This is a genomic window from Actinokineospora enzanensis DSM 44649, from assembly GCF_000374445.1.
In the GTDB taxonomy this organism is placed as follows: Bacteria; Actinomycetota; Actinomycetes; order Mycobacteriales; family Pseudonocardiaceae; genus Actinokineospora; species Actinokineospora enzanensis.
Genome location: NZ_KB894418.1, coordinates 114,334 through 140,861, shown reverse-complemented (window position 1 = coordinate 140,861; position 26,528 = coordinate 114,334). Strand labels below are relative to the sequence as shown.

The 26,528-nt window shown below is 68.9% G+C and carries 25 protein-coding genes and 1 tRNA gene; 15 read left to right on the top strand and 11 right to left on the bottom strand.

The genetic code is table 11. From position 1 onward, the window contains the following. Positions 1-11: 11 nt before the first annotated feature. Both C503_RS0119705 and C503_RS0119700 read right to left on the bottom strand, forming a co-directional pair. Positions 12-908, bottom strand: coding sequence for a hypothetical protein (locus C503_RS0119705; protein WP_018683943.1), 897 nt, complete (start codon positions 906-908; stop codon positions 12-14). 24 nt (positions 909-932) lie between these two features. Then, positions 933-1,823: an N-acetylmuramoyl-L-alanine amidase gene (locus C503_RS0119700; protein ID WP_018683942.1), complete on the bottom strand. Its 891-nt coding sequence runs from the start codon at positions 1,821-1,823 to the stop codon at positions 933-935. Positions 1,824-1,920: 97 nt separating this feature from the next. Between C503_RS0119700 and C503_RS0119695 the strand changes: the two genes are divergently transcribed. The 8 genes from C503_RS0119695 to C503_RS0119660 all read left to right on the top strand — a co-directional run bounded on the left by C503_RS0119695 (position 1,921) and on the right by C503_RS0119660 (position 9,784). Beyond that, on the top strand, positions 1,921-2,232 hold the full coding sequence (locus C503_RS0119695) for a YbaB/EbfC family nucleoid-associated protein (RefSeq protein ID WP_018683941.1): 312 nt from the start codon (positions 1,921-1,923) through the stop codon (positions 2,230-2,232). Between the two features lie 7 nt (positions 2,233-2,239). Further along, positions 2,240-2,836 carry a recombination mediator RecR gene (gene recR, locus C503_RS0119690; protein WP_018683940.1) on the top strand — a complete coding sequence of 199 codons (597 nt, stop codon included), beginning with the start codon at positions 2,240-2,242 and terminating at the stop codon, positions 2,834-2,836. A 20-nt stretch (positions 2,837-2,856) separates the two neighbouring features. Continuing rightward, the gene (locus C503_RS0119685; RefSeq protein ID WP_018683939.1) at positions 2,857-3,405 is read left to right on the top strand and encodes a uridine kinase family protein; all 549 of its coding nucleotides are present in this window, start codon (positions 2,857-2,859) and stop codon (positions 3,403-3,405) included. A 322-nt stretch (positions 3,406-3,727) separates the two neighbouring features. After that, positions 3,728-4,732: an ABC transporter permease gene (locus tag C503_RS0119680; protein ID WP_018683938.1), complete on the top strand. Its 1,005-nt coding sequence runs from the start codon at positions 3,728-3,730 to the stop codon at positions 4,730-4,732. 61 nt (positions 4,733-4,793) lie between these two features. Further along, the gene (locus C503_RS0119675) at positions 4,794-6,566 is read left to right on the top strand and encodes an ABC transporter substrate-binding protein (protein ID WP_018683937.1); all 1,773 of its coding nucleotides are present in this window, start codon (positions 4,794-4,796) and stop codon (positions 6,564-6,566) included. 94 nt (positions 6,567-6,660) lie between these two features. Continuing rightward, positions 6,661-7,674 (top strand): ABC transporter permease, encoded by a 1,014-nt coding sequence (locus C503_RS0119670; RefSeq protein WP_026316489.1) that lies wholly within the window; start codon positions 6,661-6,663, stop codon positions 7,672-7,674. Next, positions 7,671-8,750: an ABC transporter ATP-binding protein gene (locus C503_RS0119665; RefSeq protein WP_018683935.1), complete on the top strand. Its 1,080-nt coding sequence runs from the start codon at positions 7,671-7,673 to the stop codon at positions 8,748-8,750. Before C503_RS0119670 ends, C503_RS0119665 begins: the two co-directional genes overlap by 4 nt. Before the next feature lie 11 nt (positions 8,751-8,761). Further along, a complete protein-coding gene (locus C503_RS0119660) occupies positions 8,762-9,784 on the top strand; it encodes an ABC transporter ATP-binding protein (RefSeq protein ID WP_245572528.1) in 1,023 nt (340 codons plus the stop codon). Between the two features lie 266 nt (positions 9,785-10,050). On the opposite strand, the gene leuA is transcribed toward C503_RS0119660, so the two are convergent. Continuing rightward, entirely contained in the window at positions 10,051-11,844 is a 1,794-nt protein-coding gene (leuA, locus tag C503_RS0119655; protein ID WP_026316488.1) for a 2-isopropylmalate synthase, read from the bottom strand. Positions 11,845-12,084: 240 nt separating this feature from the next. Here leuA and C503_RS0119650 point away from each other — a divergent pair, with 240 nt between their 5' ends. Both C503_RS0119650 and C503_RS0119645 read left to right on the top strand, forming a co-directional pair. Then, positions 12,085-12,381, top strand: a complete 297-nt coding sequence (locus C503_RS0119650) for a hypothetical protein (protein WP_018683932.1) — start codon at positions 12,085-12,087, stop codon at positions 12,379-12,381. Between the two features lie 14 nt (positions 12,382-12,395). Then, on the top strand, positions 12,396-12,743 hold the full coding sequence (locus tag C503_RS0119645; RefSeq protein ID WP_018683931.1) for a hypothetical protein: 348 nt from the start codon (positions 12,396-12,398) through the stop codon (positions 12,741-12,743). Positions 12,744-12,762: 19 nt separating this feature from the next. Here C503_RS0119645 and C503_RS0119640 read toward each other — a convergent pair whose 3' ends face one another. Together C503_RS0119640 and C503_RS0119635 are read right to left on the bottom strand one after the other, a co-directional pair. Beyond that, a complete protein-coding gene (locus C503_RS0119640; RefSeq protein WP_018683930.1) occupies positions 12,763-13,365 on the bottom strand; it encodes a nitroreductase family protein in 603 nt (200 codons plus the stop codon). Continuing rightward, positions 13,355-14,602, bottom strand: coding sequence for a glycosyltransferase family protein (locus C503_RS0119635; protein WP_018683929.1), 1,248 nt, complete (start codon positions 14,600-14,602; stop codon positions 13,355-13,357). The genes C503_RS0119640 and C503_RS0119635 overlap by 11 nt, the downstream gene beginning before the upstream one ends. Positions 14,603-14,802: 200 nt before the next feature. On the opposite strand from C503_RS0119635, the gene C503_RS0119630 reads away from it, so the two are divergent. Next, positions 14,803-16,068: an aspartate kinase gene (locus C503_RS0119630; protein ID WP_018683928.1), complete on the top strand. Its 1,266-nt coding sequence runs from the start codon at positions 14,803-14,805 to the stop codon at positions 16,066-16,068. Continuing rightward, positions 16,068-17,129: an aspartate-semialdehyde dehydrogenase gene (locus tag C503_RS0119625; protein ID WP_018683927.1), complete on the top strand. Its 1,062-nt coding sequence runs from the start codon at positions 16,068-16,070 to the stop codon at positions 17,127-17,129. The genes C503_RS0119630 and C503_RS0119625 overlap by 1 nt, the downstream gene beginning before the upstream one ends. Positions 17,130-17,300: 171 nt before the next feature. Here C503_RS0119625 and C503_RS0119620 read toward each other — a convergent pair whose 3' ends face one another. Continuing rightward, positions 17,301-18,473 (bottom strand): MFS transporter, encoded by a 1,173-nt coding sequence (locus C503_RS0119620; RefSeq protein WP_018683926.1) that lies wholly within the window; start codon positions 18,471-18,473, stop codon positions 17,301-17,303. Positions 18,474-18,832: 359 nt separating this feature from the next. On the opposite strand from C503_RS0119620, the gene C503_RS0119615 reads away from it, so the two are divergent. Beyond that, a complete protein-coding gene (locus C503_RS0119615; protein WP_018683925.1) occupies positions 18,833-19,534 on the top strand; it encodes a hypothetical protein in 702 nt (233 codons plus the stop codon). 142 nt (positions 19,535-19,676) lie between these two features. On the opposite strand, the gene C503_RS0119610 is transcribed toward C503_RS0119615, so the two are convergent. Continuing rightward, complete coding sequence (locus C503_RS0119610; RefSeq protein ID WP_026316486.1) at positions 19,677-20,330, bottom strand: hypothetical protein; 654 nt, start codon at positions 20,328-20,330, stop codon at positions 19,677-19,679. Positions 20,331-20,564: 234 nt separating this feature from the next. Between C503_RS0119610 and C503_RS0119605 the strand changes: the two genes are divergently transcribed. Next, entirely contained in the window at positions 20,565-22,406 is a 1,842-nt protein-coding gene (locus C503_RS0119605; RefSeq protein ID WP_018683923.1) for a S9 family peptidase, read from the top strand. 39 nt (positions 22,407-22,445) lie between these two features. Here the strand turns inward: C503_RS0119605 and C503_RS0119600 are convergent, their stop codons facing one another. Further along, positions 22,446-23,492: an alpha/beta hydrolase gene (locus C503_RS0119600; protein ID WP_018683922.1), complete on the bottom strand. Its 1,047-nt coding sequence runs from the start codon at positions 23,490-23,492 to the stop codon at positions 22,446-22,448. A 303-nt stretch (positions 23,493-23,795) separates the two neighbouring features. After that, a complete protein-coding gene (locus C503_RS0119595; protein ID WP_026316484.1) occupies positions 23,796-24,353 on the bottom strand; it encodes an NADPH-dependent FMN reductase in 558 nt (185 codons plus the stop codon). Between the two features lie 322 nt (positions 24,354-24,675). Between C503_RS0119595 and C503_RS0119590 the strand changes: the two genes are divergently transcribed. Beyond that, on the top strand, positions 24,676-25,371 hold the full coding sequence (locus C503_RS0119590) for an Abi family protein (RefSeq protein WP_018683920.1): 696 nt from the start codon (positions 24,676-24,678) through the stop codon (positions 25,369-25,371). A gap of 73 nt (positions 25,372-25,444) precedes the next feature. Here the strand turns inward: C503_RS0119590 and C503_RS0119585 are convergent. Continuing rightward, a tRNA-Pro gene (locus C503_RS0119585) sits at positions 25,445-25,518 on the bottom strand. A gap of 17 nt (positions 25,519-25,535) precedes the next feature. Further along, a complete protein-coding gene (locus C503_RS0119580; protein WP_033400829.1) occupies positions 25,536-26,489 on the bottom strand; it encodes a metallophosphoesterase in 954 nt (317 codons plus the stop codon). Positions 26,490-26,528 lie beyond the last annotated feature (39 nt).

Below are 26,528 nucleotides of genomic sequence, written 5' to 3'. Positions count from 1 at the left end.
GTGGGCCTTGGTCAGCTGGGGATCTGGGTGAGGGCGGCGGAGTCCGCCTGTACGACGGCGATCTCGCCGGTCACCGTGCTCACGGCGACCGACCTGGAGTCGGGGGACCACAGGAAGGCGTCTTCGGCGATGGGGGCCGGGAGTTCTGCCGAGCGGAGGAATCGGCCGTTGTCGGTTTGGTGGAACATCAGGGTCGTTCCACTCGCGATCGCGATTCGCCTGCCGTCCGGGGCGACCCAGCCCGTGCTGTTGGTGGGGAGAGAGACCGCGACCGGGTGCCAGCTTTCGCTTGCCACGTCGTAGCGGACGATCCGGGTGGAGTCCTCGTCGTACTCGGTGGCGATCAGACGGGCGGAGTCCGGTAGCCAGCGCAGGTTTCGCCTGCCGCGTTCGGCGGGTTCCGGTGAGATCAGCCGGACGTGGTCGTCCTCGGTGACCGGCATGGTGTCCACGAGCACCAGTTTGCGCGGTAGTCGGATCGCGATGTAGCGGCTGTTGGGGCTGACCGCGGCCTCGATCACCGCGCCGCCCCGGTCATAGACCGCGACCTCTTCGCCGAACAGCACGTTGCGGATGACGATGCTGTAGAGGAGTCGGTGTCGTCGGTTGGTGCGGTACACGATCCGCCCCGGCAGGACGCCGAGCAGTTCGGTGGCGTGTCCGGTCGACCCCATCAACGGCGTGATCCGCTTGCCGACGCGCAGCAGGCTCAGCTGCGCCGGATCACCGTGTTGGATCACGACCAGGCGTTCCCCCGGCAGGTACTTCGCCGCGGTCAGCCCGGTGGCCGCGGTGAGTTCCGCGCGGCGCCCCTTGGCGAGCTCGACCAGCCGAACTTGGTCACCGTCGGTCACCGCGACGAGTAGCCGTCCCTGTTCATCGACGTCGAGCACCCGCATCCCGGCCATGATCTCAACCTTGGCACAGCGCGGTCAGCCGAGATATTCGAGGATCCCGTTGGCGATGGCCTCCGCGTAGCGCTGCCGTCCCGCCGGGCTGGAGAGCGTCGCCGCCTCCGCCGCGTCCCGCATGTTCCCGCACTCGACCAGGGCGATCGGGCGGGTCGACAGGTTGAGGCCGCCCAGGTCGTCGCGCGGGGACAGGCCCTGGGAACCGATGTAGTTGGAGGTGGGCAGGCCCCCGGCCACCATGGCGTCGCGCAGTACCCGGGCCAGTCGCAGGGACGGCTCGCCCTGGGCGGCGTTGAGCGGCGGTGCGGAGTAGGCGATGTGGAAGCCGTGCGCGCCCGCCGAGGTGGAGCCGTCGGCGTGCAGTGAGACGACCGCGGTGGCGCCGGAGTCGTTGCCGATGGCGGCGCGCTTGTCCACGCACGGGCCGATGCCCTTGTCGTCCGGCCGGGTCATGATCACCGCGACGCCCCGAGCGGTCAGCGCGTCCCGGACGCGGATGGCCAGGTCCCAGGTGAAGGCGTGCTCCGGGTAGCCGGCATTGGTGGCGGTGCCGGTGGTGTTGCACGGCTTCGTGCGGCCGCGGCCCGCCGGGACCAGGCGGTTGATCTCCGCCGGGTTGCTCGCGTTGGCGCCGTTGTGGCCGGGGTCGAGGACCACCGTCTTCCCCGCCGCCACCGGCCGCGCGGCCTTCGCGGTCGTGGTGGTCGTCGGGACTGTCGTCGTGGTTGTCGACGGGGCCATCGTGGGTAGTGCGGTCGTGTTCTCGGTGGTGAAGGTCGTGGTCACCGCGGTGGACCCGGGTGTCGCCGTCGGTGCCGTGGCCGGTGGGGCGGCGGACTGGTCGCCGCAGGCGGACAACGCGATCACGAGGGCGCAGCCGAGGCCGAGGGCCGCCGCGCGTCGAGTCAGCACGCGCCCACGATGCCACAGTGGCGGGCATCTAAGCTGGAGGTGGCACCAACCCGAGACGAGAGGGGCCGCGGTGTTTCCTGGAGGCGGCGCACCCGACATGCAGCAGATCCTGGCCCAAGCGCAGAAGATGCAGGAACAGCTGCTCGCCGCGCAACAGGAGCTGGCAGACGCCGAGGTCACCGGCAGCGCGGGCGGCGGCCTCGTCACCGCGACCGTGTCCGGCGCAGGCGAGCTGAAGGCCCTGGTGATCGACCCCAAGGTGGTCGACCCGGAGGACACCGAGACGCTGGCCGACCTGGTGGTCGCCGCGGTCCGGGACGCGAGCGGCAACGCGCAGAAGCTGGCCGAGGACACGATGGGTCCGCTCGCGGGCGGCCTGGGCGGCGGGCTCGGCCTGCCGGGCATGTGAGGTCCGGTTGTACGAGGGACCGGTCCAAGACCTGATCGACGAGCTCGGCAGGCTCCCCGGCGTCGGTCCGAAGAGCGCCCAGCGGATCGCCTTCCACCTGCTCGCCGCCGAACCGGCCGATGTCACCCGGTTGCAGGAGGCGTTGCAGAAGGTCAAGGAGGGCGTGGTCTTCTGCGACATCTGCGGCAACGTCTCCGAGGAGGCCACCTGCCGCATCTGCCGCGACGCCCGCCGCGACCCGACCGCCGTGTGCGTGGTCGAGGAGCCCAAGGACGTCCTGGCGATCGAGCGCACCCGCGAGTTCAAGGGTCGCTACCACGTGCTCGGCGGCGCGCTGGACCCGTTGTCCGGGATCGGGCCGGAGCAGCTGCGCATCCGGCAGCTGCTGTCCCGGATCTCAGCGCAGGAGGTCACCGAGGTCATCCTGGCCATGGACCCGAACACCGAGGGCGAGGCCACGGCCACCTACCTGGTCCGCATGCTGCGCGACTTCCCCGGGCTCACCGTCACCCGGTTGGCCTCCGGCCTGCCGATGGGCGGCGATCTGGAGTTCGCCGACGAGCTGACGCTTGGCCGCGCCCTCTCCGGTCGCCGCGCGGTCTGAATAATTGGTAATTCTGGTAAATGACGCCTGACGGCGATTCCATCGCCGCGCGGATCGAGCGCGCGCCCGCCCGGTTGGGCGGCGTGCGGCTGGTCGCCGTGGATGGGCCATCCGGTTCCGGAAAGTCCACGGTGGCGGCCGCGCTGGTGTCCCGGTTGAGCGGTGCCCACGTCGTGTCCACCGACGAGTTCGCCACCTGGGATGACCCGGTCTCCTGGTGGCCACGACTGCATACGGGTGTCCTCGTCCCGTTCGCGATGGGACGGCCTGGTCGCTATCGGCGTACCCGGTGGGTCGACGGCGTCCCCGAGCCGGGCGAGTGGGTCGACATCGAACCGGTGCGAACGCTTGTGCTGGAAGGGGTTTCGGCCGGGCGGCGGTCGATCGCGGACGTCCTGTCCGAACTGGTCTGGTGCGACCTCCCCGACCCCGCCGAGCGGCTCGCGCGCGCGGTACGGCGGGACGGGGAGTCCAGTCGCGCGGAACTGGTGCGGTGGCAGCGGTTCGAGGCGGGCTGGTTCGCCGTGGACCGGACCCGGTCCCGGGCCTCGATCACTGTGACTGTGTGACCGCTCACTTCGCTCTGCCGTCCGTTCAGCGGACACGATGCCGCCGAATGTCACCCGCTGTGCATGAAAATGTGCGCCCTGGTGATTCTGAGTGCGGCTATTGGCCGGATCGTGACCTGCGGTGGCTGAAGGGTGCACACAGAAACGGCTATGGTCTGCCACCACATGGTGCGATCCCGGAGCCAGTGACCTGAGCTGATTCCGGAACACACGAGGAGTGCGCGATGGCTTACCAGCGATCCGCGCGACTTGGTCGGCAGACCGCCAACGACGGCGGTAGGCGACTCGTCGCGCAGGCGCCCGGACCGGGGCGGTCGGCGGCATGACGGCTCCTCCCGAGGTCACCGGATCGGCCGCGTCGGCGGACCCGGAGGCGACGTTGCACGGCATGAGCGGCAAGGCCATCCAGGGCCGCTCGCTCGGTCAGATCGCCTGGCTGCGGCTCAAACGCGACAAGGTCGCCATGGGCGGCGCCGTGGTGATCGTCCTGCTCATCCTGTTCGCCGTCGCCGGTCTGCTGCTCGACCGGGTCTTCGGCGTGGTGCACCCCAACGAGTTCCACCAGGACCTGATCGACACCCAGAACGGCACGCTGGTCCCGCTTGGCACGTTCGGCGGCATGAGCCCTGAGCACCCGCTCGGCGTGGAGCCGGTCAACGGCCGCGACATCTTCTCCCGGATCTTCGCCGGGGCCTGGATCTCGCTGCTCATCGCGACCCTGTCCACCGTGCTGTCGGTGCTCATCGGCACCACCCTCGGCGTGATCGCCGGGTACTTCGGCGGCTGGGTGGACACCCTGATCAGCCGGGCGATGGACGTGTTCCTGGCGTTCCCGCTGCTGGTCTTCGCGATGGCGCTGGTCGGCGTGCTGCCCGACTCGATCCTCGGCCTGCCGCCGGAGATGGTCCGGATCGGCATGCTGATCTTCATCATCGGCTTCTTCAACTGGCCCTACATCGGCCGGATCGTGCGCGGGCAGACGCTGTCGCTGCGCGAGCGCGAGTTCGTCGACGCCGCTCGCAGCCTCGGCGCGCGCGGCCCGTACATCCTGGTCCGGGAGCTGCTGCCGAACCTGGTCGCACCGATCCTGGTGTACGCCACGCTGCTGATCCCGACGAACATCCTCTTCGAATCGGCGCTGTCGTTCCTCGGGGTCGGCATCAACGCCCCGACCGCCACCTGGGGCGGCATGCTCTCCGAGGCCTCGCGCTTCTACACGTTGCCGCACTTCATGCTCTGGCCCGGCGTGGCGATCTTCATCACCGTGCTGGCGTTCAACCTCTTCGGCGACGGCCTGCGCGACGCTCTCGACCCCCGTGCTCGTTAGGGAATCCGCAGCACTTACCGGTGTCTCGGTTCGCTCCTGAAAGAAAGGGTGCAACAGCACTATGAACAGCAAGCGCGTGGTTACCGCGGTCGCCGCGGGCGCGGCTGTCGTGATGGGGCTCTCCGCCTGTGGTGGCGGCAGCACCAGCACCGGCGGCAGCACCAACGGGAGCGGCGGGAGCAGCACCACCGCCGCCTTCAACGCGGCACTCGGGCAGGTCTTCAACCCGTCGGACAAGAAGGGCGGCGTCATCAAGGTCGCCAACGCCGACAAGTGGGATTCGGTCGACCCCGGTGACACCTACTACGCCTACAGCTGGAACTTCGCCCGCCTCTACACCCGGTCGCTGACGATGTTCAAGCCCGCGGCCGGCAAGGGTTCCGCGGAGCTCGTGCCGGACCTGGCCGAGTCGCTCGGCGTTCCCAGCGACGGCGGCAAGACCTGGACCTACAAGCTGCGCAAGGGTGTCAAGTTCGAGGACGGCACCCCGGTCACCTCGAAGGACGTCAAGTACGGCGTGCTCAGGTCGATCGACAAGGAGGTGCTGCCCAACGGGCCCTCCTACTTCAAGAACACCCTTGCCTGGCCGGACGGCTACCAGGGCCCGTACAAGAACAAGGACGCCAACACCGACTCGGCGATCGAGACCCCGGACGACAGCACCATCGTCTTCCACCTCAAGGCGTCATTCGGCGGCTTCGACTACTTCGCCATGATCCCGCAGACGGCCCCGGTCCAGGAGGCCAAGGACACCGGCAAGAAGTACAAGGAGCACGTGCTCGCCACGGGCCCGTACAAGTTCTCCACCAACGAGATCGACAAGGGCTTCAAGCTGGTCCGCAACGACCAGTGGGACGCCGCAACCGACCCGAACCGCAAGGCGCTGCCGGACGGTTACGAGGTCAGCATGAACGTCAACGCCGACGACATCGACAACCGCCTGATCCAGGGCGACGTCCAGGTCGACGTGCAGGGCACCGGCGTGCAGGCGGCCTCGCTGAGCCGGGTGCTCGGCGACCCGACGCTGAAGGGCCAGGCGGACAACCCGTCCACCACGCGGCTCTGGTACACCGGCATCAACCCGACGGTCGCGCCGTTCGACAACAAGGCCTGCCGCGAGGCGGTCGAGTACGCCGCGGACCGCACCGCCTACCAGACCGCGTTCGGCGGCCCGTTCTCCGGCGGTGACATCGCGACCCAGCTGATGCCGCCCGCCGTGCCGGGCGCGCAGAAGTTCGACCTGTACCCGGCTGGCCCGGACAACAAGGGCGATGTGGCCAAGGCCAAGGAGAAGCTGGCCGAGTGCGGGCACGCGGACGGCTTCGAGACCAACATCGGCTACCGCTCCGACCGGCCGCGGGAGAAGGCGACCGCCGAGGCGCTGCAGCAGTCGCTCGGCCGCGCAGGCATCAAGCTGACCCTGAAGGCGTACCCGAGCGGTGACTACTTCTCGCAGTTCGCGGGCAACCCGCCGTTCGTCCGCGCGAACAACCTTGGCCTGGTGCAGAACGGCTGGATGGCCGACTGGAACGACGGCTACGGCTTCCTCGCCGAGCTGGTCGACAGCCGTGTGATCCGGGAGACCGGTGGTTCCACCAACACCTCCGTGCGCATCCCCGAGGTCGACCAGATGCTGGACAAGGCGGTCAGCGAGACCGACAAGTCCAAGCGCGAGGGCGACTGGTCGGCGATCGACAAGCGGGTCATGGAAGAGGCGGTCATCCTGCCCGGTGTGCACGGCAAGAGCCTGCTGCTGCGCGGCAAGGGCCTGACGAACGTCTTCGTCAGCGAGGCCTACGGCATGTACGACTACCTCTCGCTTGGCATGGCGTAAGTCTCCCGTCGACTCTGTCCCTAGATAGGCAGGTGAAGGCGACAGGCGGCGGGCCGGGGACGACCTCCCCGGCCCGCCGCCGGTGCCGGCCACTGTGATCACATACATCATCAGGCGGCTGTTCGCGGCGGTCGTGCTCCTGATCATCGTCAGCATGGTGACCTTCGGGATCTTCTTCCTGATGCCGCGGCTGCTCGGTGCCACGCCGGAGACCCTGGCCTCGCGCTACGTCGGCCGCGCCGCCACGCCCGACACCATCCGGGACATGGCTCGGAACCTCGGCTTCTACGACCCGCTGTATGAGCAGTACTGGCGCTGGTTGAAGGGCATCTTCGCGGGTGCCGACTACAACTACGGCTCCGGCATCGAACACTGCCCGGCCCCCTGCCTCGGCTATTCGTTCCGCACCTACCAGCCGGTGTGGCCGGACCTGATGGACCGGTTGCCGGTGACGCTGTCGCTGGCCGTCGGCGCCGCCACGCTGTGGCTGCTCGGCGGGATCACCATCGGCACGATCTCCGCGGTGTACCGGGGCTCGGTGTTCGACCGGCTCGCCATGGGCGTCTCGCTCGCGGGCGTGTCGCTGCCGATCTTCTTCACCGGCCTGCTGTCGCTGTCGATCTTCAGCTACGGGCTGGGCTGGACCGCGGTCGGCGGCTCGTACACCGATATCGCGGACGACCCCGGCCAGTGGGCGTACAACCTGATCCTGCCGTGGATCACCCTGGCGCTGCTGTTCTCCGCCCAGTACGCGCGGCTCACCAGGGCCGGGATGCTGGAGACGATGAACGAGGACTTCATCCGCACCGCGCGGGCCAAGGGCCTGGCCGAGCCCGCGGTCGTGGTGCGACACGGGCTGCGCGGCGCGCTGACCCCGATCCTGACCATCTTCGGCCTCGACGTCGGCCTGCTGCTCGGTGGCGCGGTGCTCACCGAGAGCGCGTTCTCGCTGCCCGGCCTGGGCAAGTACGCCATCGAGGGCATCGTCAACTACGACCTGCCCAAGGTCATGGGGGTCACGATCCTGGCGGCGTTCTTCGTCGTGATCGCGAACCTGGTCGTGGACCTCCTGTACGCCGTCGTCGACCCGAGGGTGCGAGCGAAGTGAGCCAGAACCCCGAAGACGCCCTCGCGGCCGCGGCCGAACCCCGGCCCGCCGCGACCGGCTCCCCGTTCCTGCAGGTGCGCGAGCTGCGCGTGCACTTCCCGACCGACGACGGCGTGGTCAAGTCGGTCGACGATCTGAGCTTCTCGGTCGACCGCGGCCGCACCCTCGGCATCGTCGGCGAGTCCGGCTCTGGCAAGAGCGTGACCAGCCTGTCGATCATGGGCCTGCACAAGGCGGGCACCGCGCGGATCACCGGCGAGATCCTGCTGGACGGGCAGAACCTGGTGGGCATGAACCCGGACCGGGTGCGCAAGCTGCGCGGCAAGCGGATGGCGATGATCTTCCAGGACCCGCTGTCCGCGATGCACCCCTTCTACACCGTTGGCACGCAGATCGTGGAGGCGTACCGGATCCACAACCCGGTGAGCAAGAAGGTGGCCCGCAAGCACGCCATCGACCTGCTGGACCGGGTCGGCATCCCGAACCCCACGTCCCGGGTGGACGACTACCCGCACCAGTTCTCCGGCGGCATGCGGCAGCGCGCGATGATCGCGATGGCGCTGTCCTGTGACCCGGAGCTGCTGATCGCGGACGAGCCGACCACCGCGCTGGACGTGACCGTGCAGGCGCAGATCCTGGACCTGATCCGGGACCTACAACAGGAGTTCAACTCCGCGGTCGTCATCATCACCCACGACCTGGGCGTGGTCGCCGAGCTGGCGGACGACATCATGGTCATGTACGCCGGGCGCGCGGTGGAGTACAGCTCCGCCGCGGATATCTTCAACACCCCGCAGCACCCCTACACCTGGGGCCTGCTCAGCTCGATGCCCCGGCTGGACCGTGAGCGTACCGAGCGCCTGCAGCCGATCAAGGGCACCCCGCCGAGCCTCATCAACGTGCCGGAGGGCTGCCCGTTCAACCCGCGCTGCGCGTACGCGGGCACCAACGGCAACCTCAGCTTCACCGTGCGGCCGGAGTTCCGCGACGTCGGCGGCGGTCACCACATCGCCTGCCACCTGGGCGCCGAGGACCGGATGCGCATCTGGGACACCGAGATCAGGCCGAAGCTGTGAGTGAGGACGCCGTGAGCACGCAGACAGACGGTCCGGCGGCCGAGCGCCGCCTTGGCGAGGACCTGCTGGTCGTCGACGGCCTGCAGAAGCACTTCCCGATCCGGCGCGGCCTGCTGCAACGGCAGGTGGGCGCGGTGCAGGCGGTGGACGGCCTGACCTTCTCGGTCCGACGCGGCGAGACGCTGTCGCTGGTCGGCGAGTCCGGGTGCGGCAAGACCACCACCGGTCGGCTGCTCACCCGGCTGATCGAGCCGACCGGCGGCCGGATCCAGCTGGACGGCCGGGACATCTCCCACCTGTCCACATCGGACATGCGGCCGCTGCGCCGGGACGTGCAGATGATCTTCCAGGACCCGTACTCCTCGCTGAACCCCCGGCACACCGTCGGCACCATCGTCGGCGCGCCGTTCCGGCTGCAGAAGGTGCAGACCGAAAACGGGGTGAAGAAGGCCGTGCAGGACCTGCTGGAGCTGGTCGGCCTCAACCCCGAGCACTACAACCGCTACCCGCACGAGTTCTCCGGCGGCCAGCGACAGCGCATCGGCATCGCCCGCACACTCGCCCTGCGCCCCAAGCTGATCGTCGCCGACGAGCCGGTGTCCGCGCTGGACGTGTCCATCCAGGCCCAGGTGGTAAACCTGCTGGAGGACCTGCAGAACGAGTTCGACCTGACCTACGTGATGATCGCGCACGACCTGTCGGTAGTCCGCCACGTCTCCGACCGGGTCGCGGTGATGTACCTGGGCAAGATCATGGAAATCGCCGACCGGACTTCGCTGTACGAGCGCCCGATGCATCCCTACACGGTGGCTTTGCTCTCTGCGGTGCCGATTCCGGATACCTCGCGGCGGGAGCGGAGGGAGCGGATTCGGTTGCAGGGGGATGTGCCCAGCCCGATCAATCCGCCGTCGGGGTGTCGGTTCCATACCCGGTGCTGGAAGGCGCAGGAGGTCTGTAAGACGACGGAGCCCGCGCTGGTCGAGCTGGCCCCCGGGCACCAGGCAGCCTGCCACTTCCCAGAGAACGCGGCCTAATCTCACCCCCCAACTCAGCCACCCCTAACTGGACCACCACGCGGGATCGCGCCGGTCTCTTCCCGCCCGATCACGTTCGGCCCCCGGGCCGCACGTGATCGGGCGGGAAGAGACCGGCTAAAGGCGATCCCGCCGCGAGGCGGAGCCGAGCCAATAAACACAGCAGCAGCCCAATACATCTTTGAGGATGACAAGACAAAAGCGCGCCCAATGCCCCAACACGAGCAGCACCCGACACGCTTCCGTCCCGTCAGGACAGTGAACCCTCAGCGCAAAGCACGGTTCACTGCAGAAACCACCGCACGCAGCGAAGCAGTGACAATGGATGAGTCCACCGCCACACCCCAAAACGTCTTCTCACCGATGGTGCACTCCACATAAGCCGCAGCACGCGCATCATCACCAGAACTCAAAGCATGCTCGGTGTAGTCCAAGACGCGGACGTCATAGCCAACAGTGGCCAACGCGTCCACAAACGCCGCGATAGGCCCATTGCCCACACCACGGACCTCGTGCTCCTCGCCTTCGACCTCCACTGTGGCGGCGATCTCGTCCCGCCCCTCGCCATCGTCGGAGATCCGGTTACGGCGCAGGCGCAAGGGAGAGACCCGGTCCAGGTACTCGGTGGCGAACACGTCCCACATCTCCTTTGGCGTGACCTCACCACCCTCGCTGTCCGTCACGGCCTGGATGACCTGGGAGAACTCGATCTGCAGTCGGCGCGGCAGCTTCAGCTGGTGCTCGGTCTTCATCACGTAGGCGACGCCGCCCTTGCCGGACTGGGAGTTGACCCGGATGACCGCCTCGTAGCTGCGGCCGACGTCCTTCGGGTCGATCGGCAGGTAGGGCACCTCCCACTGGTGCTCCTCGACCGGTACCCCGGCGTCCTGCGCGGCCGCGGCCAGTGCGTCCAAGCCCTTGTTGATGGCGTCCTGGTGGCTGCCGGAGAAGGCGGTGAAGACCAGGTCGCCGCCCCACGGGTGGCGTTCGGCGACCGGCAGCTGGTTGCAGTACTCGACCGAGCGACGGATCTCGTCGATGTCGGAGAAGTCGATCTGCGGGTCGATGCCCTGGCTGAACAGGTTCATGCCCAGGGTGACCAGGTCGACGTTGCCGGTGCGCTCGCCGTTGCCGAACAGGCAGCCCTCGATGCGGTCCGCGCCCGCCAGGTAGCCCAGCTCGGCGGCGGCCACGCCGGTGCCCCGGTCGTTGTGCGGGTGCAGGCTCAGGATGAGCGACTCGCGGTTGGCCAGGTTGCGGTGCATCCACTCGATCGAGTCGGCGTAGACGTTCGGGGTGGCCATCTCGACGGTCGCGGGCAGGTTGACGATCATCGGCCGGTCCGGGGTGGGTTGCCAGATCGCGGACACCGCGTCGCACACCTCCAGGGCGTACGACAGCTCCGTGCCGGTGTACGACTCGGGTGAGTACTCGAAGCGGAAGTCGGTGTCGCCGTACTTCTCGGCGAGCGTCAGGATCGTCTCCGCGCCATTGGTGGCGATCTTCTTGACGCCCTCGCGGTCCGACCGGAACACCACCCGGCGCTGCAGGATGGACGTCGAGTTGTACAGGTGGACGATCGCGCTGTGCGCGCCCTCCAGCGCCTCGAAGGTGCGCTCGATCAGTTCCGGGCGGGCCTGGGTCAGCACCTGGATCCGGACGTCCTCGGGTACCGCGCCCTCGGCGATGATCTCCCGGACGAAGTCGAAGTCAGTCTGGCTGGCAGCCGGGAAGCCGACCTCGATCTCCTTGTAGCCCATCCGCACCAGCAGGTCGAACATGCGCCGCTTGCGGGCCGGGGACATCGGGTCGATCAGGGCCTGGTTGCCGTCGCGCAGGTCGACCGCGCACCACAGCGGCGCGGCGGTGATCCGCTTGGTCGGCCAGGTGCGGTCCGGCAGGTCGACGGTCTCGACCTGTTCGTGGAACGGCCGGTACCGGTGGAACGGCATCGAACTGCCGCGTTGCGGATTCCACGCCGGTTGGTCACCGGGCGCCTGCCTGCTCGGGGTGCGCAGGCGGCTGGGCGTGGTCGCTATCGGGTCGGGCTGGGTGCTCATCGCGGGGTTCTCCGAGGGGTGACGACGACGACCGGCGGCAACACCGATCTCCGCGACGGGGAGCCGGTCTGTGGTCAGACCCCGTCGCGGCGGAGAAGGAGCAGGAGAGCGCGCGCCACCGGGCCAGCCTAGCCACAGCGGGCCACGAGTGCGGAATCAGAAGTCCACATGCTGGACCGCCGAGCGCGTTGGGCCGTTCGGAGTAGTTACGACCATCGAGGTCAGGGGCACTTTCCAGGCATGGTTACTCGTCGATGGCACGGCACCAGCACCCGCGGTTCCGCGGCTCGGATCATCACCGGTATCGGCGCCCTGTTCGCGATCATCGAGGTCGTCTACATCCTGCTCAACGTCCTCGGTGCCAACGCGGGCAACGCCTTCTTCCAGTTCATCCGCTCACTCGCGGAACCGCTCGCACTGTTCTTCCCCGGGCTGTTCCCGATCGACAACCCGACCCTCGCGGTGATCGTCAACTATGGTCTCGCCGCGGTGTTCTGGCTGGTCGTGGCCGGGTTCATCGCCCGGCTGGTCCGCTGACCGGTACCCGTGGCATGGCCGAGCCCGCCACCGACACGTCCGGTCGGGACGCCCATCGCCGCGCCGCACCCGAGATCCGCGGCGCGGCGATGGGGACAGTCTCGCGTCTCATCCGCCTGGTCGGACTGTTGGTCGCGTTCGTCCTGGTGATCCACGTGGTCTTGGTCATGGGCAACGTGGACCCGGCCAACCCGATCGCGTCGGCGGCGCGCGTCGTGGCCGAGCCGCTCGCGTTGGCGTTCAAGACTTTGTTCACGCCGGAGGACCGGAAGCTGGGTCTGCTGATCAATTACAGCCTGGCGGTGGTGTTCTGGCTGGCTCTCTCGTCCGCTGTCAGCAGGTTGGTCCGCAGGCTCGGCTGAGTGGACAGCCGCGCGAGGTTCACCCGGTCGTGAAGGGATGGTCCCAGTGCTGGGTGAACGCCAACTTGGACAACGGAATCCGGTGCCTCGGCGCGGTTTCCCGATCGCGCCGGTCCTCCGGCAACAGGTCGGGCGAGCCGAGGACGCCGACGGCCACCGCCGTCAACGGCCGGACCGTCCCGGGTAGACCGAACTCGGCGGCCACACCCGGCGCGTCGAAGCCCGCCATCTGGTGGGCCACCAGACCTTCAGCCACCGCTTGCAGCACCAGGTTCTGCGTCGCCAACCCGACCCCGTACTCGGCGTACGGCACCGGTCCCTTCGCGTTCTCCAGCTGCGCGCACGCCACCAGCAGCGCGCCCGCATTGCGTGCCCACGCCTGGTTTCCCGGTACCAGCAACGCCAGGATCCGGTCGAACGTGTCCGTTCCACGTGGACCGACGAGGTAGCGGGCGGGCTGGGTGTTGCCATAGGACGGTGCCCAGCGGGCAGCCGTGAGCATCCGCAGCAGCGCCTCGGTCGGCACGACGCCGTCCGGGTCCAGCGCGCGCGGGCTCCACCGGTCGCGGATCAGCGGGTGCGGCGCGAACTCGCCGTGCGCCTCGTGGTGGTCAGATCGCATAGCCCCACGCTGTCACGGAGTAGGCGCCGAACCACGACCCGGTCACCGCGACCGCCGCCAGCACCAGGACCATCGTCGACCGCTTGCGCTTGTCCAGCGCCAGCGCGATCGGGACGAGCAGGACGAAGGCGGGCACCATCAGCCGGACCTTGGAGTTCATCAGCCCGTTCGAGCACAGGTCCATCACCAGCACACCAGCCGTGTACACGACCAGCGGCCACGGCACCCGCGCCCTGACTGTCAGCACCAGCAGCACCAGCGCGGTCACGATCAACCCGACGGTGGCCACCTCCAGCACCGAGCGGCCGTTGCCGAGGATGTCGAGTCCGAACTTCACTGTCGCGGCGCCACCGTCGAAACCGGATGCCCAGCCGCGTTCCTGCAGGGCGAACCAGCCGTCCCACTCGCCGGTCCGGCTGCCCACCCAGGCCAGGTAGCCGACCAGGCCCATCGGCGCGATCACCACGCCCGCCCACGGCCGCCATCCGTCCCGGCGGCGCACGATCGCGATCGCCGCGGCCAGCACGATCGCCAGCACCAGCGCCGCCGCCGTCGGTCGGACCAGACCGGCGAGCGCGCAACAGATCCCGGCGGTGACCCACTCACGTTCCAACACACACACCAGCGCCCACACCGCGAACGCGCAGAACACGGACTCCGAGTAGGCCATGGACAACACGATCGACATCGGCGAGGCGGCGAACAGCGCCACCAGGATCAGCCCCACCCGCCACGACCCGCCGGGCAGGATCGTCCCCAGCCGGGCCAGGCCGTACGCGCACACCATGCCGAACACGATCGTGACCGCCAGCGCCGACGGCACCAGCCGGAAACCCAGGTCGTGCACCCAGCCGACGAGCGTCGGATAGCCGGGGAAGAACGCCAACGGCGTCTCCGGGCTGCGCTTGCCGAACGCGTCGACCAGGTGCGGCGGTACTCCCGAGTAGCCGTTGGCCGCGATGGACAGGAACCACTGCCCGTCCCACGACCGCAGCGCGTCGCTCGCCGAGATGTCGTTGCGCCCCGACATCCAGCTCAACCCGAGCAGCCCGATCTCCCGGACACCGAGGAAGACCAGCGCGGGCGCGAACAGCCGCAGCAACCTGCTCGGCGGCCAGCTGTCCAACAGCCCGGTCCTGGCCGCCTCGCCGGGGCCGTCCTCGTCATGCGGTGTGGGGCTGTCTGCGTCCTTGGCCGCGTTCCCCGGCGCGGTGCTGGTCACGTCCGTGGCGGACACCGGCTGATCCTTCCCCGACTGGTTGGCTGGCTCGGCAGCCTCACAGTAGTCGCCGCGTTCCGCCACTCGGTGGCACCGCAGTGGCGGGGGCCACAAGAGCCGCGGAACACCGGTGATGGCGCAGGTAGGCTCACCCCCGATGTGCGGCGTCGGGCCGGTGGAGGCCCACACGCGTACTCGGCATGAGGAGGTTGCACGCAGTGGCGCTCGTCGTCCAGAAGTACGGCGGATCCTCGCTCGAAACCGCCGACCGGATCAAACGCGTCGCCGAGCGCATCGTCGCGACGCGCAAGGCGGGGAACGACGTGGTGGTGGTGTGCTCGGCCATGGGCGACTCCACCGACGAGCTGCTCGACCTCGCCAAACAGGTCAACCCGGTGCCGCCGGAGCGCGAGATGGACATGCTGCTCACCGCCGGTGAGCGGATCTCCAACTCGCTGGTCGCGATGGCCATCAGCGCCCTGGGCGCCGAGGCCCGCTCGTTCTCCGGCTCCCAGGCAGGCGTGATCACCACCTCCCGGCACGGCAAAGCGCGGATCATCGACGTCACCCCCAGCCGGGTGCGCGAGGCCCTGGACCAGGGCCACATCGTTCTGGTCGCGGGCTTCCAGGGGGTCAGCCAGGACACCAAGGACGTGACCACGCTCGGCCGCGGCGGCTCGGACACGACCGCGGTGGCGCTGGCCGCCGCGCTCAACGCCGACGTCTGCGAGATCTACACCGATGTGGACGGCGTCTACTCGGCCGACCCGCGGATCGTGCCGGACGCCAAGAAACTCGACCACGTCACCTATGAGGAGATGTTGGAGATGGCGGCGAGCGGGGCCAAGGTGCTCATGCTCCGCTGCGTCGAGTACGCGCGCCGCTACAGCGTGCCCATCCATGTCCGTTCGTCGTACAGCACGAAGCCGGGAACCACCGTGTCCGGCTCAATGGAGGACTTGACCGTGGAACAGGCGATGATCACCGGCGTCGCGCACGACCGGTCCGAGGCCAAGGTCACCGTGGTCGGCGTGCCGGACACCGCGGGCCTGGCCGCGCGGATCTTCCGCACGGTCGCCGACACCGAGATCGACATCGACATGGTGCTGCAGAACGTGTCCAGCACCGCCTCCGGCCGCACGGACATCACGTTCACCCTTTCCAAGAGCAACGGCCCCACCGCCGTCGCCGCGCTGGAGAAGATCCGCGACGAGCTGGGCTTCACCCAGGTCCTCTACGACGACCACGTCGGCAAGGTGTCCCTGGTCGGCGCGGGCATGCGCTCGCACCCCGGGGTCACCGCCACGTTCTGCGAGGCGCTGGCCAAGGCCGGGGTGAACATCGAGATCATCAACACCTCGGAGATCCGCATCTCGGTCCTCATCCGCGACACCCAGCTGGACGAGGCCGTGCGCGCGATCCACGAGGCTTTCGAACTCGGCGGCGACGAGGCCGCCGTCGTCTACGCGGGGAGTGGTCGCTGATGGCACCCGTACTCGCCCTGGTCGGCGCGACCGGCGCCGTGGGCACCATGATGATCGACATTCTCAATGGCCGCGCCGAGTGGCCGTGGGGTGAGGTCCGGCTGATCGCGTCGCCGCGCTCGGCAGGCAAGAAGCTCACCGTCCGCGGCCAGGAGCTGACCGTCCAGGCCCTGGCCCCGGAGGTCTTCGACGGCGTCGACGTCGCCATGTTCGACGTCCCGGACGAGGTCTCCGCCGAATGGGCCCCGATCGCCGCCGCCCGCGGCGCCATCGCGGTCGACAACTCCGGCGCGTTCCGGATGGACGACCAGGTGCCGCTGGTGGTGCCGGAGGTCAACCAGGACAAGGTCACCACCCGCCCGCGCGGCATCATCGCCAATCCCAACTGCACCACCCTGTCGATGATGGCCGCCATCGGTGCCCTGCACCACGCGTTCGGCCTGCGCGAACTGGTCGTCGCCTCCTACCAGGCGGCCTCCGGCGCGGGCCAGGCAGGCATCGACCGCCTGTACGCCGAGTACGCGGCCGTCAGCGGCAAGCAGGTCGGCACCCGCGCAGGCGACGTCCGCGAGGCCCTGACCGCGGCCGGTCTGTCCCAAGAGGACTCCCCGTTCCCGGCCCCGCTGGCCATGAACGTGGTCCCCTGGGCAGGCTCGCTGAAGGAGGACGGCTGGGCCAGCGAGGAACTGAAGGTCCGCAACGAGTCCCGCAAGATCCTCGGCATCCCGGACCTGAAGGTCTCCGCCACCTGCGTCCGCGTCCCAGTGGTCACCACCCACTCGCTCGCGGTCCACGCCACCTTCGCCTCGCCGGTCACCGTCGCCAAGGCCCAGGAGATCTTCGCGGGCCAGCCCTCCATCGTCCTGGTCGACGACCCCGCGACCGGCAAGTTCCCCACCCCCGCCGACGTCGTCGGCGGCGACCCCACCTACGTCGGCCGAATCCGCCAGGCCCTCGACTTCCCCAACACCCTCGACTTCTTCGTCTGCGGCGACAACCTCCGCAAGGGTGCCGCCCTCAACACCTACGAGATCGCCGAATCCCTGATCTCCACGCTGTAACCCGATAGAACCGTCTCGCGCCGCAGGCCCACCCCCGGACCTGCGGCGCGAGCCATTTCCGGCCCGAACTTTTCACCCATCCCAGCGATGGAAGCGGCCGGAGGTGAACCCGCGACCTCTTCGTCCCGAACGAAGGGTGCGAACAAGCGTCTAAGAAACAGACAGGCGCACCTACGCGACCGGAACCCGTCGAGCGGATCGGCTGCTCAACACCATCGCCCCGATCCCGATCAACAGCCCACCCGCGCCCCCCACCACGAACCCCCACCCCGGCGACGAGTGGTCCACCACGAACCCCACCACCGGCGCCCCCATCGAGGCGCCCAACGTCATCGCCGAGCTCTGCAACCCGGTCGCCTCCCCGCGCATCGACACGGGCGACAGCCGGGTCACCTCCTCACCCGTGGCCGCGATCGTCGGCGCGCACATGGCGCTCGCGGGCACCAGCGCCAGCGCCATCAACCACCACGGGTCCAGCAGCAGTCCCACCGGAATCGTCAGCGCGCCGAGCAGCACCATCAGCCACACCTGCGGCAGCGACCGGTGCACCGCCCCATGCACCAGCCCACCCAGGGCCGACGCCGTGCAGATGATCACCACCAGGGCCCAGGCCCAGTCCAGCTGACCTTGTCCCCGCAGCGCGGCCACGACCGTCACGTCCGTGCCCGCGAGGACGAACACCGCCCCGCCGCCCACCGCCATGACGCCGATCAGGCGGGGGGTCAGCCATTCCCGTCGGGGGATCCGGCCGCGCTCGTCCTGCTCGTGTTCGGCGCGTACGCGGGGGTTGAAGATCGCGATCGCCATGCCGACCACGAAACTCGCGATGCCCAGCGCGGTGGTCGCGGCCGCCGGGGAGACGTTGGTGGCGAGGACGACCGCCACCGAGGGGCCGACCATGAAGCTCAGTTCAACCGAGATCGAGTCCATCGAGAACGCCGTGCGACGCAGGTCGTCCGGGACCATCGCGGCGATGGCCTGGCGGGCGATCGACATGGTGGGCAGGGACAGCAGCCCGCCGAGGAACGCCGCGCCGAGCAGGACGGGGTAGGACATGTACCGGGCGGTGAGCCAGAACGCGGTCTCGCAGACAGTGGCGAACAACACCATCGGGCGAAGCCCGTACCGGTCGACGACCATGCCCATCACCGGTGCGCCGATCGCCACGCCGATCGTGCTGGCCGCGCCGACGAGGCCCGCTTGGCCGTAACCGCGGCCGAGGCCGACGGCGACCTGCAGGGTGAGCACCATGCTGGCGGCCGCCAGCGGGATGCGGGCGAAGAACATCAAGGTCATCAGCGTGCGCACGCCGGGGAGGCCGAGCATCCGGCGGTACAGCTGCATGCGCCGATGGCACCGCACCGAGCGGGTTCGGTCAAGCCAATATCCGACACCGCTTTCTTGAACCACTCCAGAAAAACCGACCGGTCTGTCACTCGACCGGCCAGGTCTGCCGGTTTCCCGCCTGATCGTGCGACACCTGCCCCTTCGGGCAGGGACGCGGCCGCGTTCCTCTCGGCGGTGATGACTAGCCGTAGTCCGTGACTTACCCGTAGTCACTCCACCGTCACCCGAAGTCGGAATAAACCCCTCACTCTCCGCTTGATCATTGTTTCGCGGCGGCTGGGAAGAATGGATTCGAGCGCATTTCCCCGGTACTGAGTTGGTGGTCCAACACATGGACAACCGACAAGGAGAAACCGATGAACAAGATCGCTCGCTTCGTCGCCGCGGCCGCCGCGGGTAGTCTTCTCGCCCTCGGTGGTGCCGGATTGGCACAGGCGGAAACCGCCACCGCGTCGTCGGCAACTGTCGAGCGGATCCAGACGGTCGACAGCCAGCTCAAGACAGCGATCGACCGACAAGACCTCGCGGGTGTACGCACCGCGTTCAACGACTTGCGCACCACACTGGCGCAGACACCCGACCCGCGGGCGGCCGACGCGAGCGCCAAGCTCGCGCAGGTCCAGCAGGGTCTGCCTGGCCTGTCCGGCCTGCCCATCCCGGACGTGAGCGGCCTGCTCGGCGGAGCCACCGGCGGTGTGCCGGGGCTGAGCGTCGTGACCAACCTGTTGACCAGCGTGCAGCAGCTGGTGAACAACCTGCTGGGCAGCCTCACCGGTAACTCCGGCGTGGTCGGTGGCCTGCCCGGTCTGGGCGCCGTCACCGGTCTGCTCGGCGGCCTGACCGGCGGCGCGTCCGGCGGTGCCGGTGGCCTGCTGGGCGGTCTGCCGCTCGTCGGCGGTCTGCTGGGCGGCCTGACCGGCGGCGCCGGTGGTGCGGGTGGCCTGCTGGGCGGTCTGCCGCTGGTGGGTGGCCTGCTTGGCGGCCTGACCGGTGGTGCGGGCGGCGCCGGTGGCCTGCTCTCCGGCCTGCCGCTGGTCGGCGGCCTGCTGGGCCACTGATCCCACCTCGTAGCTCTCTCGTGTGCCGATAGTGGCACCGGGCCGGTAATCCGATCCATCCCCCCGGATCGGATTACCGGCCCATTTTCGTTTCCGCGATCCCGCTATTCAGCAGAGTCGAATTCTTGCGGGAATTGGTGCATCACGGAGCCATGTGGTGCCAGTGCGTGGAATAGGCGGCCGCCTCCGCGCTCAGCCAGGCGTCCAATCTCGTGGTGCTCAGGTCGCGGCGGAGCCGGTGCTCCTTCGCCCGGCGGACGTCGACCACCAGCGGCCGCGCACCCGCCAGCAGCTCGGGCTCGCACACCGCCAGCACACGCAGCGCCGCATTGGCCGCGTCCTTGGTCAGCGGCGCCTCCTTCAGGTGGAACAGCACGATCTGGGTGCCGCCGTGCCGGTCGCGCACCGCCAGGTGCGGCGCCACCACCAGCTCCAGCTCGCCGACCCGCAGCACCGTCGCCCCGCTGTCGACCGCGGTCAGCCGGGACCGCCACCACCAGGCCAGGAACCCGTCGGCCACCTCGGCGAACGCCCGCGGCTGCCCGTTGAGCTCGGCCGCGGCCACCGCGCCGGACAGCACCCGCTCCGGGTACTCCGACCGCGCGGCGGTGGCCATCGCGGCCAGGATCGGCAGGTAGAACACCCGCCCGCAGTTGTCCGGGTCGGCCGCCCGCTCGTGCGCCGCGGTCACGATCTCGGTGCGCCGCCGCCGATCCCCGGCGGCGTACTCGGCAAAGGAAGAAGCACTCACCGTCACCGCGTCATCCGGCCGGTGCGTCTGGACCTGGGTAGGCATCTCGCCCGTCTCCCCTCGCTGGTCGTCGACCTCGATCTTACCGCCGGGGTATGACACATATGTTCGAACCAAGGTCGGTTCACCCGCTTGTCGCAACCGGTTTGAGCTGCGAAAACGCCACAAATCGAGGGTGGCTCGGGTTGGCCTGGTCGGCCATCCGGAACCGGCGTTCGGACGGCCGTCCCCCTCTAACAGCGGGCGACGGCGGCCGGTCCAGCCGGCAGGATCAGCCGGGTGACCACTCATCCCCTGGCCGAGGTGCCGGACCACCTGTTCAGCGACGAGCAGGCCGAGGCGCGCTGGCGGGCACGCTTCCACGCCGCCCGGGTGTCCCTGCCCGACTGGGCGCTGGAGGCGCCCGACCGCACCGTCTACGTCTCCAACGCCAGCGGCGTCTGGGAGGTCTACGCCTGGGACCGCGCCACCGACACGCACCGGCAGGTCACCGACCGCCCCAACGGCACCCTGCACGCCACCGTCGCCCCGGACGGCGAGTCGATCTGGTGGTTCGCCGACACCGACGGCGACGAGTTCGGCGTCTGGGTGGTCGAGCCGTTCGCGGGCCGCCCGGCGGGCAGCGCGGCCGCCCCCGCGGTGCCCGGCAGCAAGGCGGGCTACCCGGCCGGTCTGGAGATCGGCGACCGGGTGCGCGTGGTCGGTGTCGCGGACGACGACGGGACCACGATCTTCCTGGCGCACGCGGGCCAGGAGGCGAAGGTCATCTACCAGAACGAGCACGACGGCGGCGTGTCCGCGCTCTCCCGGGACGAGACCCTGCTGGCCATCGCGCACTCCGAACACGGCGACAACCGCCACCCCGCGCTGCGCGTGCTGTCCGTCGCCGACGGGTCTACTGTGGCCGAGAAGTGGGACGGCAAGGGCAAGGGGCTCAACGGGATCGCGTTCAGCCCGGTCGCGGGCGACCAGCGGCTGCTGGTCCTGCACGAGCGCCGCGGCCGCGAGGAACTGCTGATCTGGGACGTCGCCGCGGACACCGAGCAGGAGATCGTCCTCGACCTGCCCGGCGAGGTCGAGGCAGACTGGTACACCGACGGCACTGCCCTGTTGGTCGCGCACACCCACGAGGCCCGCAACACCCTGCATCGCTACGACATCGCGAGCGGCACACTGTCCACTTTGGACACTCCGGCAGGCACGATCGGCAACGCGCACACCCGTCCGGACGGGACGGTCGAGTACTCCTGGTCCAGCGCCGCGGAGCCGTCCGTGGTCCGCGCCCTGTTCGCCGACGGCACGGACGCCGTCCTGCTGACCCCGCCCGGCGACCGCGCGCCGTCCAGCTCACCCGTCGTGGACGCCTTCGTGGACACCCCGAACGGCCGCGTGCACGCCCTCGTCGCCCGCCCCGCCCACGCCCCCGACGGCCCGCTGCCCACGGTGTTCAGCCTGCACGGCGGCCCGCACGCGGCGGACGAGGACCGGTTCTCGGCGTACCGCGCCATGTGGGTCGACGCGGGCTTCGCCGTGGTGCACGTGAACTACCGAGGCTCGACCGGCTACGGCTCCGTCTGGCGCGACGCCATCGAGGGCCGCCCCGGTCTCACGGAACTGGAGGACGTGCGGGCCGTGCACACGTGGGCCGTGCAATCCGGCCTGGCCGACCCGAAGGCGTGCGTGGTCAACGGCGCCTCCTGGGGTGGCTACCTAGCCCTCCTGGCTCTTGGCACCCAGCCGGACCTGTGGGCGGCGGGCGTGGCGGGTGTCCCGGTGGCCGACTACCTGGCGGCGTACGAGGACGAGATGGAACCCCTGCGCGCCTTCGACCGGGCACTTTTCGGCGGCTCGCCCGCCGACTTCCACGACCGCTACGTCGAGTGCTCCCCAATCACCTACGTCGACCAGGTCCGGGTGCCGGTCCTGGTGCTGGCGGGGGAGAACGACCCGCGCTGCCCCATCCGCCAGATCGACAACTACCTCGACCGCCTAGCCGCCCGCGAACAGCCGTACGAGGTGTATCGCTACGACGCGGGCCACGGGTCGCTGGTGGTGGCCGAGACGATCAAGCAGTCCCTGATCGAGGTCCACTTCGCCCTGCGCGCCCTGAAACTCCGCTAGCCGCCCGGGTGCCTGCCCTCTTGCCTGGGGCGGGCACCCTCACCGGCCGTTGAGCGCCAGACCGAGCCGCAACGCCGTCGCCGCCTCCAGCAACGCCTCCCGGAACCGCGTCCCGACGGCGAAGAAGCTGGCGTAACCGTGGATCAGGTCCCGCTGACAGCTGTACACGACCGGCACACCCGCCTCCCGCAGCCGCTCGGCGTACGCCGCCCCTTCATCACGCAACGGATCAAACCCGGCCGTAGCGATGTAGGCGGCGGGTAATCCGCTCAGATCCTCTGCTCCCAGCACGGAAATCCGCACGTCGCCGCGCTGCTCGACATCCGGGCAGTAGTGGTCGCAAAACCAGTCGATATCGGCATCGGTGAGGAAATACCCATCGGTGAACAAATCCCTCGACGCCCGCCGAGTCGTCGCATCCACCGCCGGATAGAGCAACATCTGAAACACCGGCTGCGGGCTGTCGTTCCGCTTCGCCTGATACGCCGTCACAGCCGCAAGATTCCCGCCAGCCGAGTCGCCGCCCACGGCAATCAGCTCCGGGTCGATCCCAAGCTCGGCGGCATTTTCGACCGCATACCGAAACCCTGCCATCGCATCATCAACAGCGGCAGGAAACGGCTCCTCAGGCGCCAGTCGATATTCGACCGACAACACCTTCACTCCGGCATGCCAAGCCAAGAACCGACAAACATCATCATGCGAGTCAACAGACCCGACAACCCACCCGCCACCATGATAGAAAACCAACAGTGGCGCCCGTTCCCCAACCCCGGTAGGCACATAAACCCGCCCCACCGGCACTTCACGCGTGGCCACCCCAGGAATCGCAGGCCCCCCAATCAACCCCCGCGACCTGTCCATCCGCCCCCGCGCCACCTCCGGCTGCTCCGCCAAAAACGAATGCCTAACCAGCCGGTTGAACCACAACACCAACTGCGCTTCCAGTGCCAACTCCTGCCCATCCACCCGCACAGGAGCCCCCACCAACATCCGCCGCACCCCAGCAGGCATCCCCACCACGGCCCGCACCACCGCAGCCTGAACCCCCACCGGAACCCGGGCAACCACCTCAGCCAACCTCACCCGAACCTCCTCCCACCCCGGCTCCAGTCCCGACCACCCAGCCCCCACTCTCCCTAAACCCCACCACCACACGGGATCGCACCGTCTCGCCCCCCCACCCTCCCACCCCAGCCACCCCCCAACTCGACCACCCCTAACCCAGCCACCCCTGACTGGACCACCACGCGGGATCGCGCCGGTCTCTTCCCGCCCGATCCCAGGAGGCCCCCAGGGCCGAGTGGGATCGGGCGGGAAGAGACCGGCTAAAGGCGATCCCGCCGCCGAGGCGAAGCCGAGGCCAACAAACACAGCACCAGCCCAATTTTATCTATGCTTGAGCGCAAACTCCGCAACCTGCACCCCAATAACCCGCAAATTCTCCGGAACATGAGGCGCAGTACACCCCCCCACCTCGTCGAACTTAACCTCAAGCGTATTAACCGCCACCCCCAACGGCGTAGGCCACCCCCGCAACGCATGCACCACAGCCCGCAACGCCGCCAACGTATTAACCGACGCCTGCCACCCCGCAGCAGTAGCGATACACCCAACCGCCCGCCCATCGAAATAGACCCGCTCATCCCCACGCAGATCCTCGACATAATCGAGCGCGTTCTTCACCAGCCCAGAGATAGTCCCGTGGTACCCGGGCGAGGCCAGAATAATCCCATCAGCCTCCCGCAACGTCTCTACCAAATTCTTGGCCGCGTCCGTCCGCTCGGGAATCGCCGGATCATAGAACGGCAACACCAGATCAGCCCCGGACAATACGGTCGTCCGAGCCCCAGCCTCAGCCGCCCCGGCCAACGCAATATGCAGCGCCCGCTCAGACTGCGAGCCGACCCGCAACGACCCCCCAATACCTACCACAGAAACAGTCACACACCCATCCTCCCACTAGACAGGACGACCGTACGACCTTCACCGCGATGGAGGTCAACCGCTGAGTCGGCCTCAACCTGTGGTGGTCGACACCCGACGCGCCCAGGACAGGCTGACATGGGCGCGCCGGGACCATGCTCACGCGCGGTGACCGTTCATACACGTAGGATGTGGTCATCAGCTCGGCGAGAGCCCCGGGAAATGCAAAGCCCCGGCGGCATGACCAGCAGGTCAGGGGCGCATCCGGGGCTATTCGAGAGCAATTTTAGCAGATTTGGCCGATCGAGGTAACCCGCCGGATCGGTCACAGTGAGAGGTGTGCATGGCAGCGGCCGGTGCGGGCAGCTGGATCGAAGACTGGCTTTCGGTACCCAGGTTCGCGGTGTACCTGCAGGCCGCGAACCAGGACCGCGAGCTCGCGGTCGCGCTCTACGAGTGGAACACCGCGATCTCGTCTGCGTTCCACCACGACCTCGCCCACCTCGAAGTCGGGCTGCGCAACGCCTACGCCCGAGCATTGAGCCGGGGTGTCCAGCCTGGCGGACAGCACTGGGTCTTCCAAGCGCACGTGTTCTTCCCGCCTCAGATGACGACCGCGGCCAACGGTCGCCTCGTCGATGACAACAGGAAGTCCCGCGAACAGCTCGCCCAGGCGGTCCGGAAGGCCACGCCTGTGTCCTTGCCCGGCACCCAACCCGCGCCGGGCAAGGTCATCGCCGAACTGAACTTCGGTTTCTGGCGCTACCTGACCAGCCGCAGGCAACACCAACCACTGTGGGTCCCCTACCTGCACCATGCCTTCGTGCCGGGAACGGCTCGCCCCGTGGTCGACGGACATGCCGCGAGACTGCACCAGCTGCGCAACCGCGTCGCCCACCACGAATCCCTGACCAATGTGGACCTGGCGGAACGGCACGATCGTCTGCTGGCGCTCGCCGCCCTGATCAGTCCATCGCTGGAGGCCTACATCTCCCGAAACAGCTCATGCCCGCGCATACTGGCTGAACGTCCCCGTTAAGTCACCGCCGGTGCGGTGACTTGGAAACGAGATCAGGGGCCACCGAAATGCTTTCGGTGGCCCCTGATCTACGTCGGGGTGACAGGATTTGAACCTGCGACCTCTTCGTCCCGAACGAAGCGCGCTACCAAGCTGCGCCACACCCCGGTGGAACGTTGGTAAGTCTAACGGACGCGTGCACCGGCTCCGAACCGGGCTCCCCCTGAGCCGTCCAGCGCCGGATCGTTGCTGGTAGTGCGGGGTACGAGGGTCAGCAGGCTGGCCTCGGGCGGGCAGGCGAAGCGGACCGGGGCGTAGGGGGAGGTGCCCAGGCCCGCGGATACGTGGAGCCACGTGTGGGCTCCCCAGCGTGAGGTGCCTCGGGCGCGGCCGCGGTCGAGTTCGCAGTTGGTGACAAGGGCGCCGTAGCCGGGGATGCGGAGTTGGCCGCCGTGGGTGTGGCCTGCCATCACCAGGTCGTAGCCGTCTTCGGCGAAGCGGTCCAGGACGCGCGGTTCGGGGGAGTGGGTGACGCCGAGGCGGAGGGTGGCCTGGCGGTCCGGTTTGCCCGCGATGTCGTCGTAGCGGTCGCGCTTGAGGTGCGGGTCGTCGACACCGGCGGCGGCGATGGTGCGGCCGTCGACGGTGAACAGGGTGCGGGTGTGGGTCAGGTCGATCCAGCCGCGTTCGACCATGGCGGCGCGGAGGTCCTGCCAGGGCAGGGGGATGCCGTGGATGCGCTTGTTCGACGGGAACAGGTAGCGCAGCGGGTTCTTCGGCTTGGGCGCGTAGTAGTCGTTGCTGCCGAAGACGAACACGCCGGGGCGGTTGAGCAGTGGGCCGAGGGCGCGGACCACGGCGGGCACGGCCTGGCGGTGTGCCAGGTTGTCGCCGGTGTTGACCACCAGGTCCGGGTTGAGCTTGTCCAGCTCTGCCACCCAGCGCTGCTTGGACTTCTGCCCGGGGAGCATGTGCAGGTCGGTGATGTGCAGCACGCGCAGTGGTCGCGCGCCTTCCGCCAGGACCGGCAGGGTGGCTTGTCGCAGGGTCCACCGGGTGCGTTCATAACCCGCCGCGTAGGCGACGGTGGCCGCGCCGAGCGCGGTGGTCCCGAGGGCGATGCGACCGAGGGTCCTCACGGCGTCACTCACACCCACGAGGGTACGGGTTCGACGGGC

What these genes read in the sequence shown, in the direction of transcription:
- C503_RS0119620 (WP_018683926.1), bottom strand. Translation starts at nt 18,473, where the DNA reads ATGCAGCTGTACCGCCGGATGCTCGGCCTCCCCGGCGTGCGCACGCTG.
- C503_RS0119615 (WP_018683925.1), top strand. Translation starts at nt 18,833, where the DNA reads ATGAACAAGATCGCTCGCTTCGTCGCCGCGGCCGCCGCGGGTAGTCTT.
- C503_RS0119625 (WP_018683927.1), top strand. Translation starts at nt 16,068, where the DNA reads ATGGCACCCGTACTCGCCCTGGTCGGCGCGACCGGCGCCGTGGGCACC.
- C503_RS0119680 (WP_018683938.1), top strand. Translation starts at nt 3,728, where the DNA reads ATGACGGCTCCTCCCGAGGTCACCGGATCGGCCGCGTCGGCGGACCCG.
- C503_RS0119610 (WP_026316486.1), bottom strand. Translation starts at nt 20,330, where the DNA reads ATGCCTACCCAGGTCCAGACGCACCGGCCGGATGACGCGGTGACGGTG.
- C503_RS0119705 (WP_018683943.1), bottom strand. Translation starts at nt 908, where the DNA reads ATGGCCGGGATGCGGGTGCTCGACGTCGATGAACAGGGACGGCTACTC.
- C503_RS0119685 (WP_018683939.1), top strand. Translation starts at nt 2,857, where the DNA reads ATGACGCCTGACGGCGATTCCATCGCCGCGCGGATCGAGCGCGCGCCC.
- C503_RS0119675 (WP_018683937.1), top strand. Translation starts at nt 4,794, where the DNA reads ATGAACAGCAAGCGCGTGGTTACCGCGGTCGCCGCGGGCGCGGCTGTC.
- C503_RS0119590 (WP_018683920.1), top strand. Translation starts at nt 24,676, where the DNA reads ATGGCAGCGGCCGGTGCGGGCAGCTGGATCGAAGACTGGCTTTCGGTA.
- C503_RS0119640 (WP_018683930.1), bottom strand. Translation starts at nt 13,365, where the DNA reads ATGCGATCTGACCACCACGAGGCGCACGGCGAGTTCGCGCCGCACCCG.
- C503_RS0119645 (WP_018683931.1), top strand. Translation starts at nt 12,396, where the DNA reads ATGGCCGAGCCCGCCACCGACACGTCCGGTCGGGACGCCCATCGCCGC.
- leuA (WP_026316488.1), bottom strand. Translation starts at nt 11,844, where the DNA reads ATGAGCACCCAGCCCGACCCGATAGCGACCACGCCCAGCCGCCTGCGC.
- C503_RS0119650 (WP_018683932.1), top strand. Translation starts at nt 12,085, where the DNA reads ATGGTTACTCGTCGATGGCACGGCACCAGCACCCGCGGTTCCGCGGCT.
- C503_RS0119695 (WP_018683941.1), top strand. Translation starts at nt 1,921, where the DNA reads ATGCAGCAGATCCTGGCCCAAGCGCAGAAGATGCAGGAACAGCTGCTC.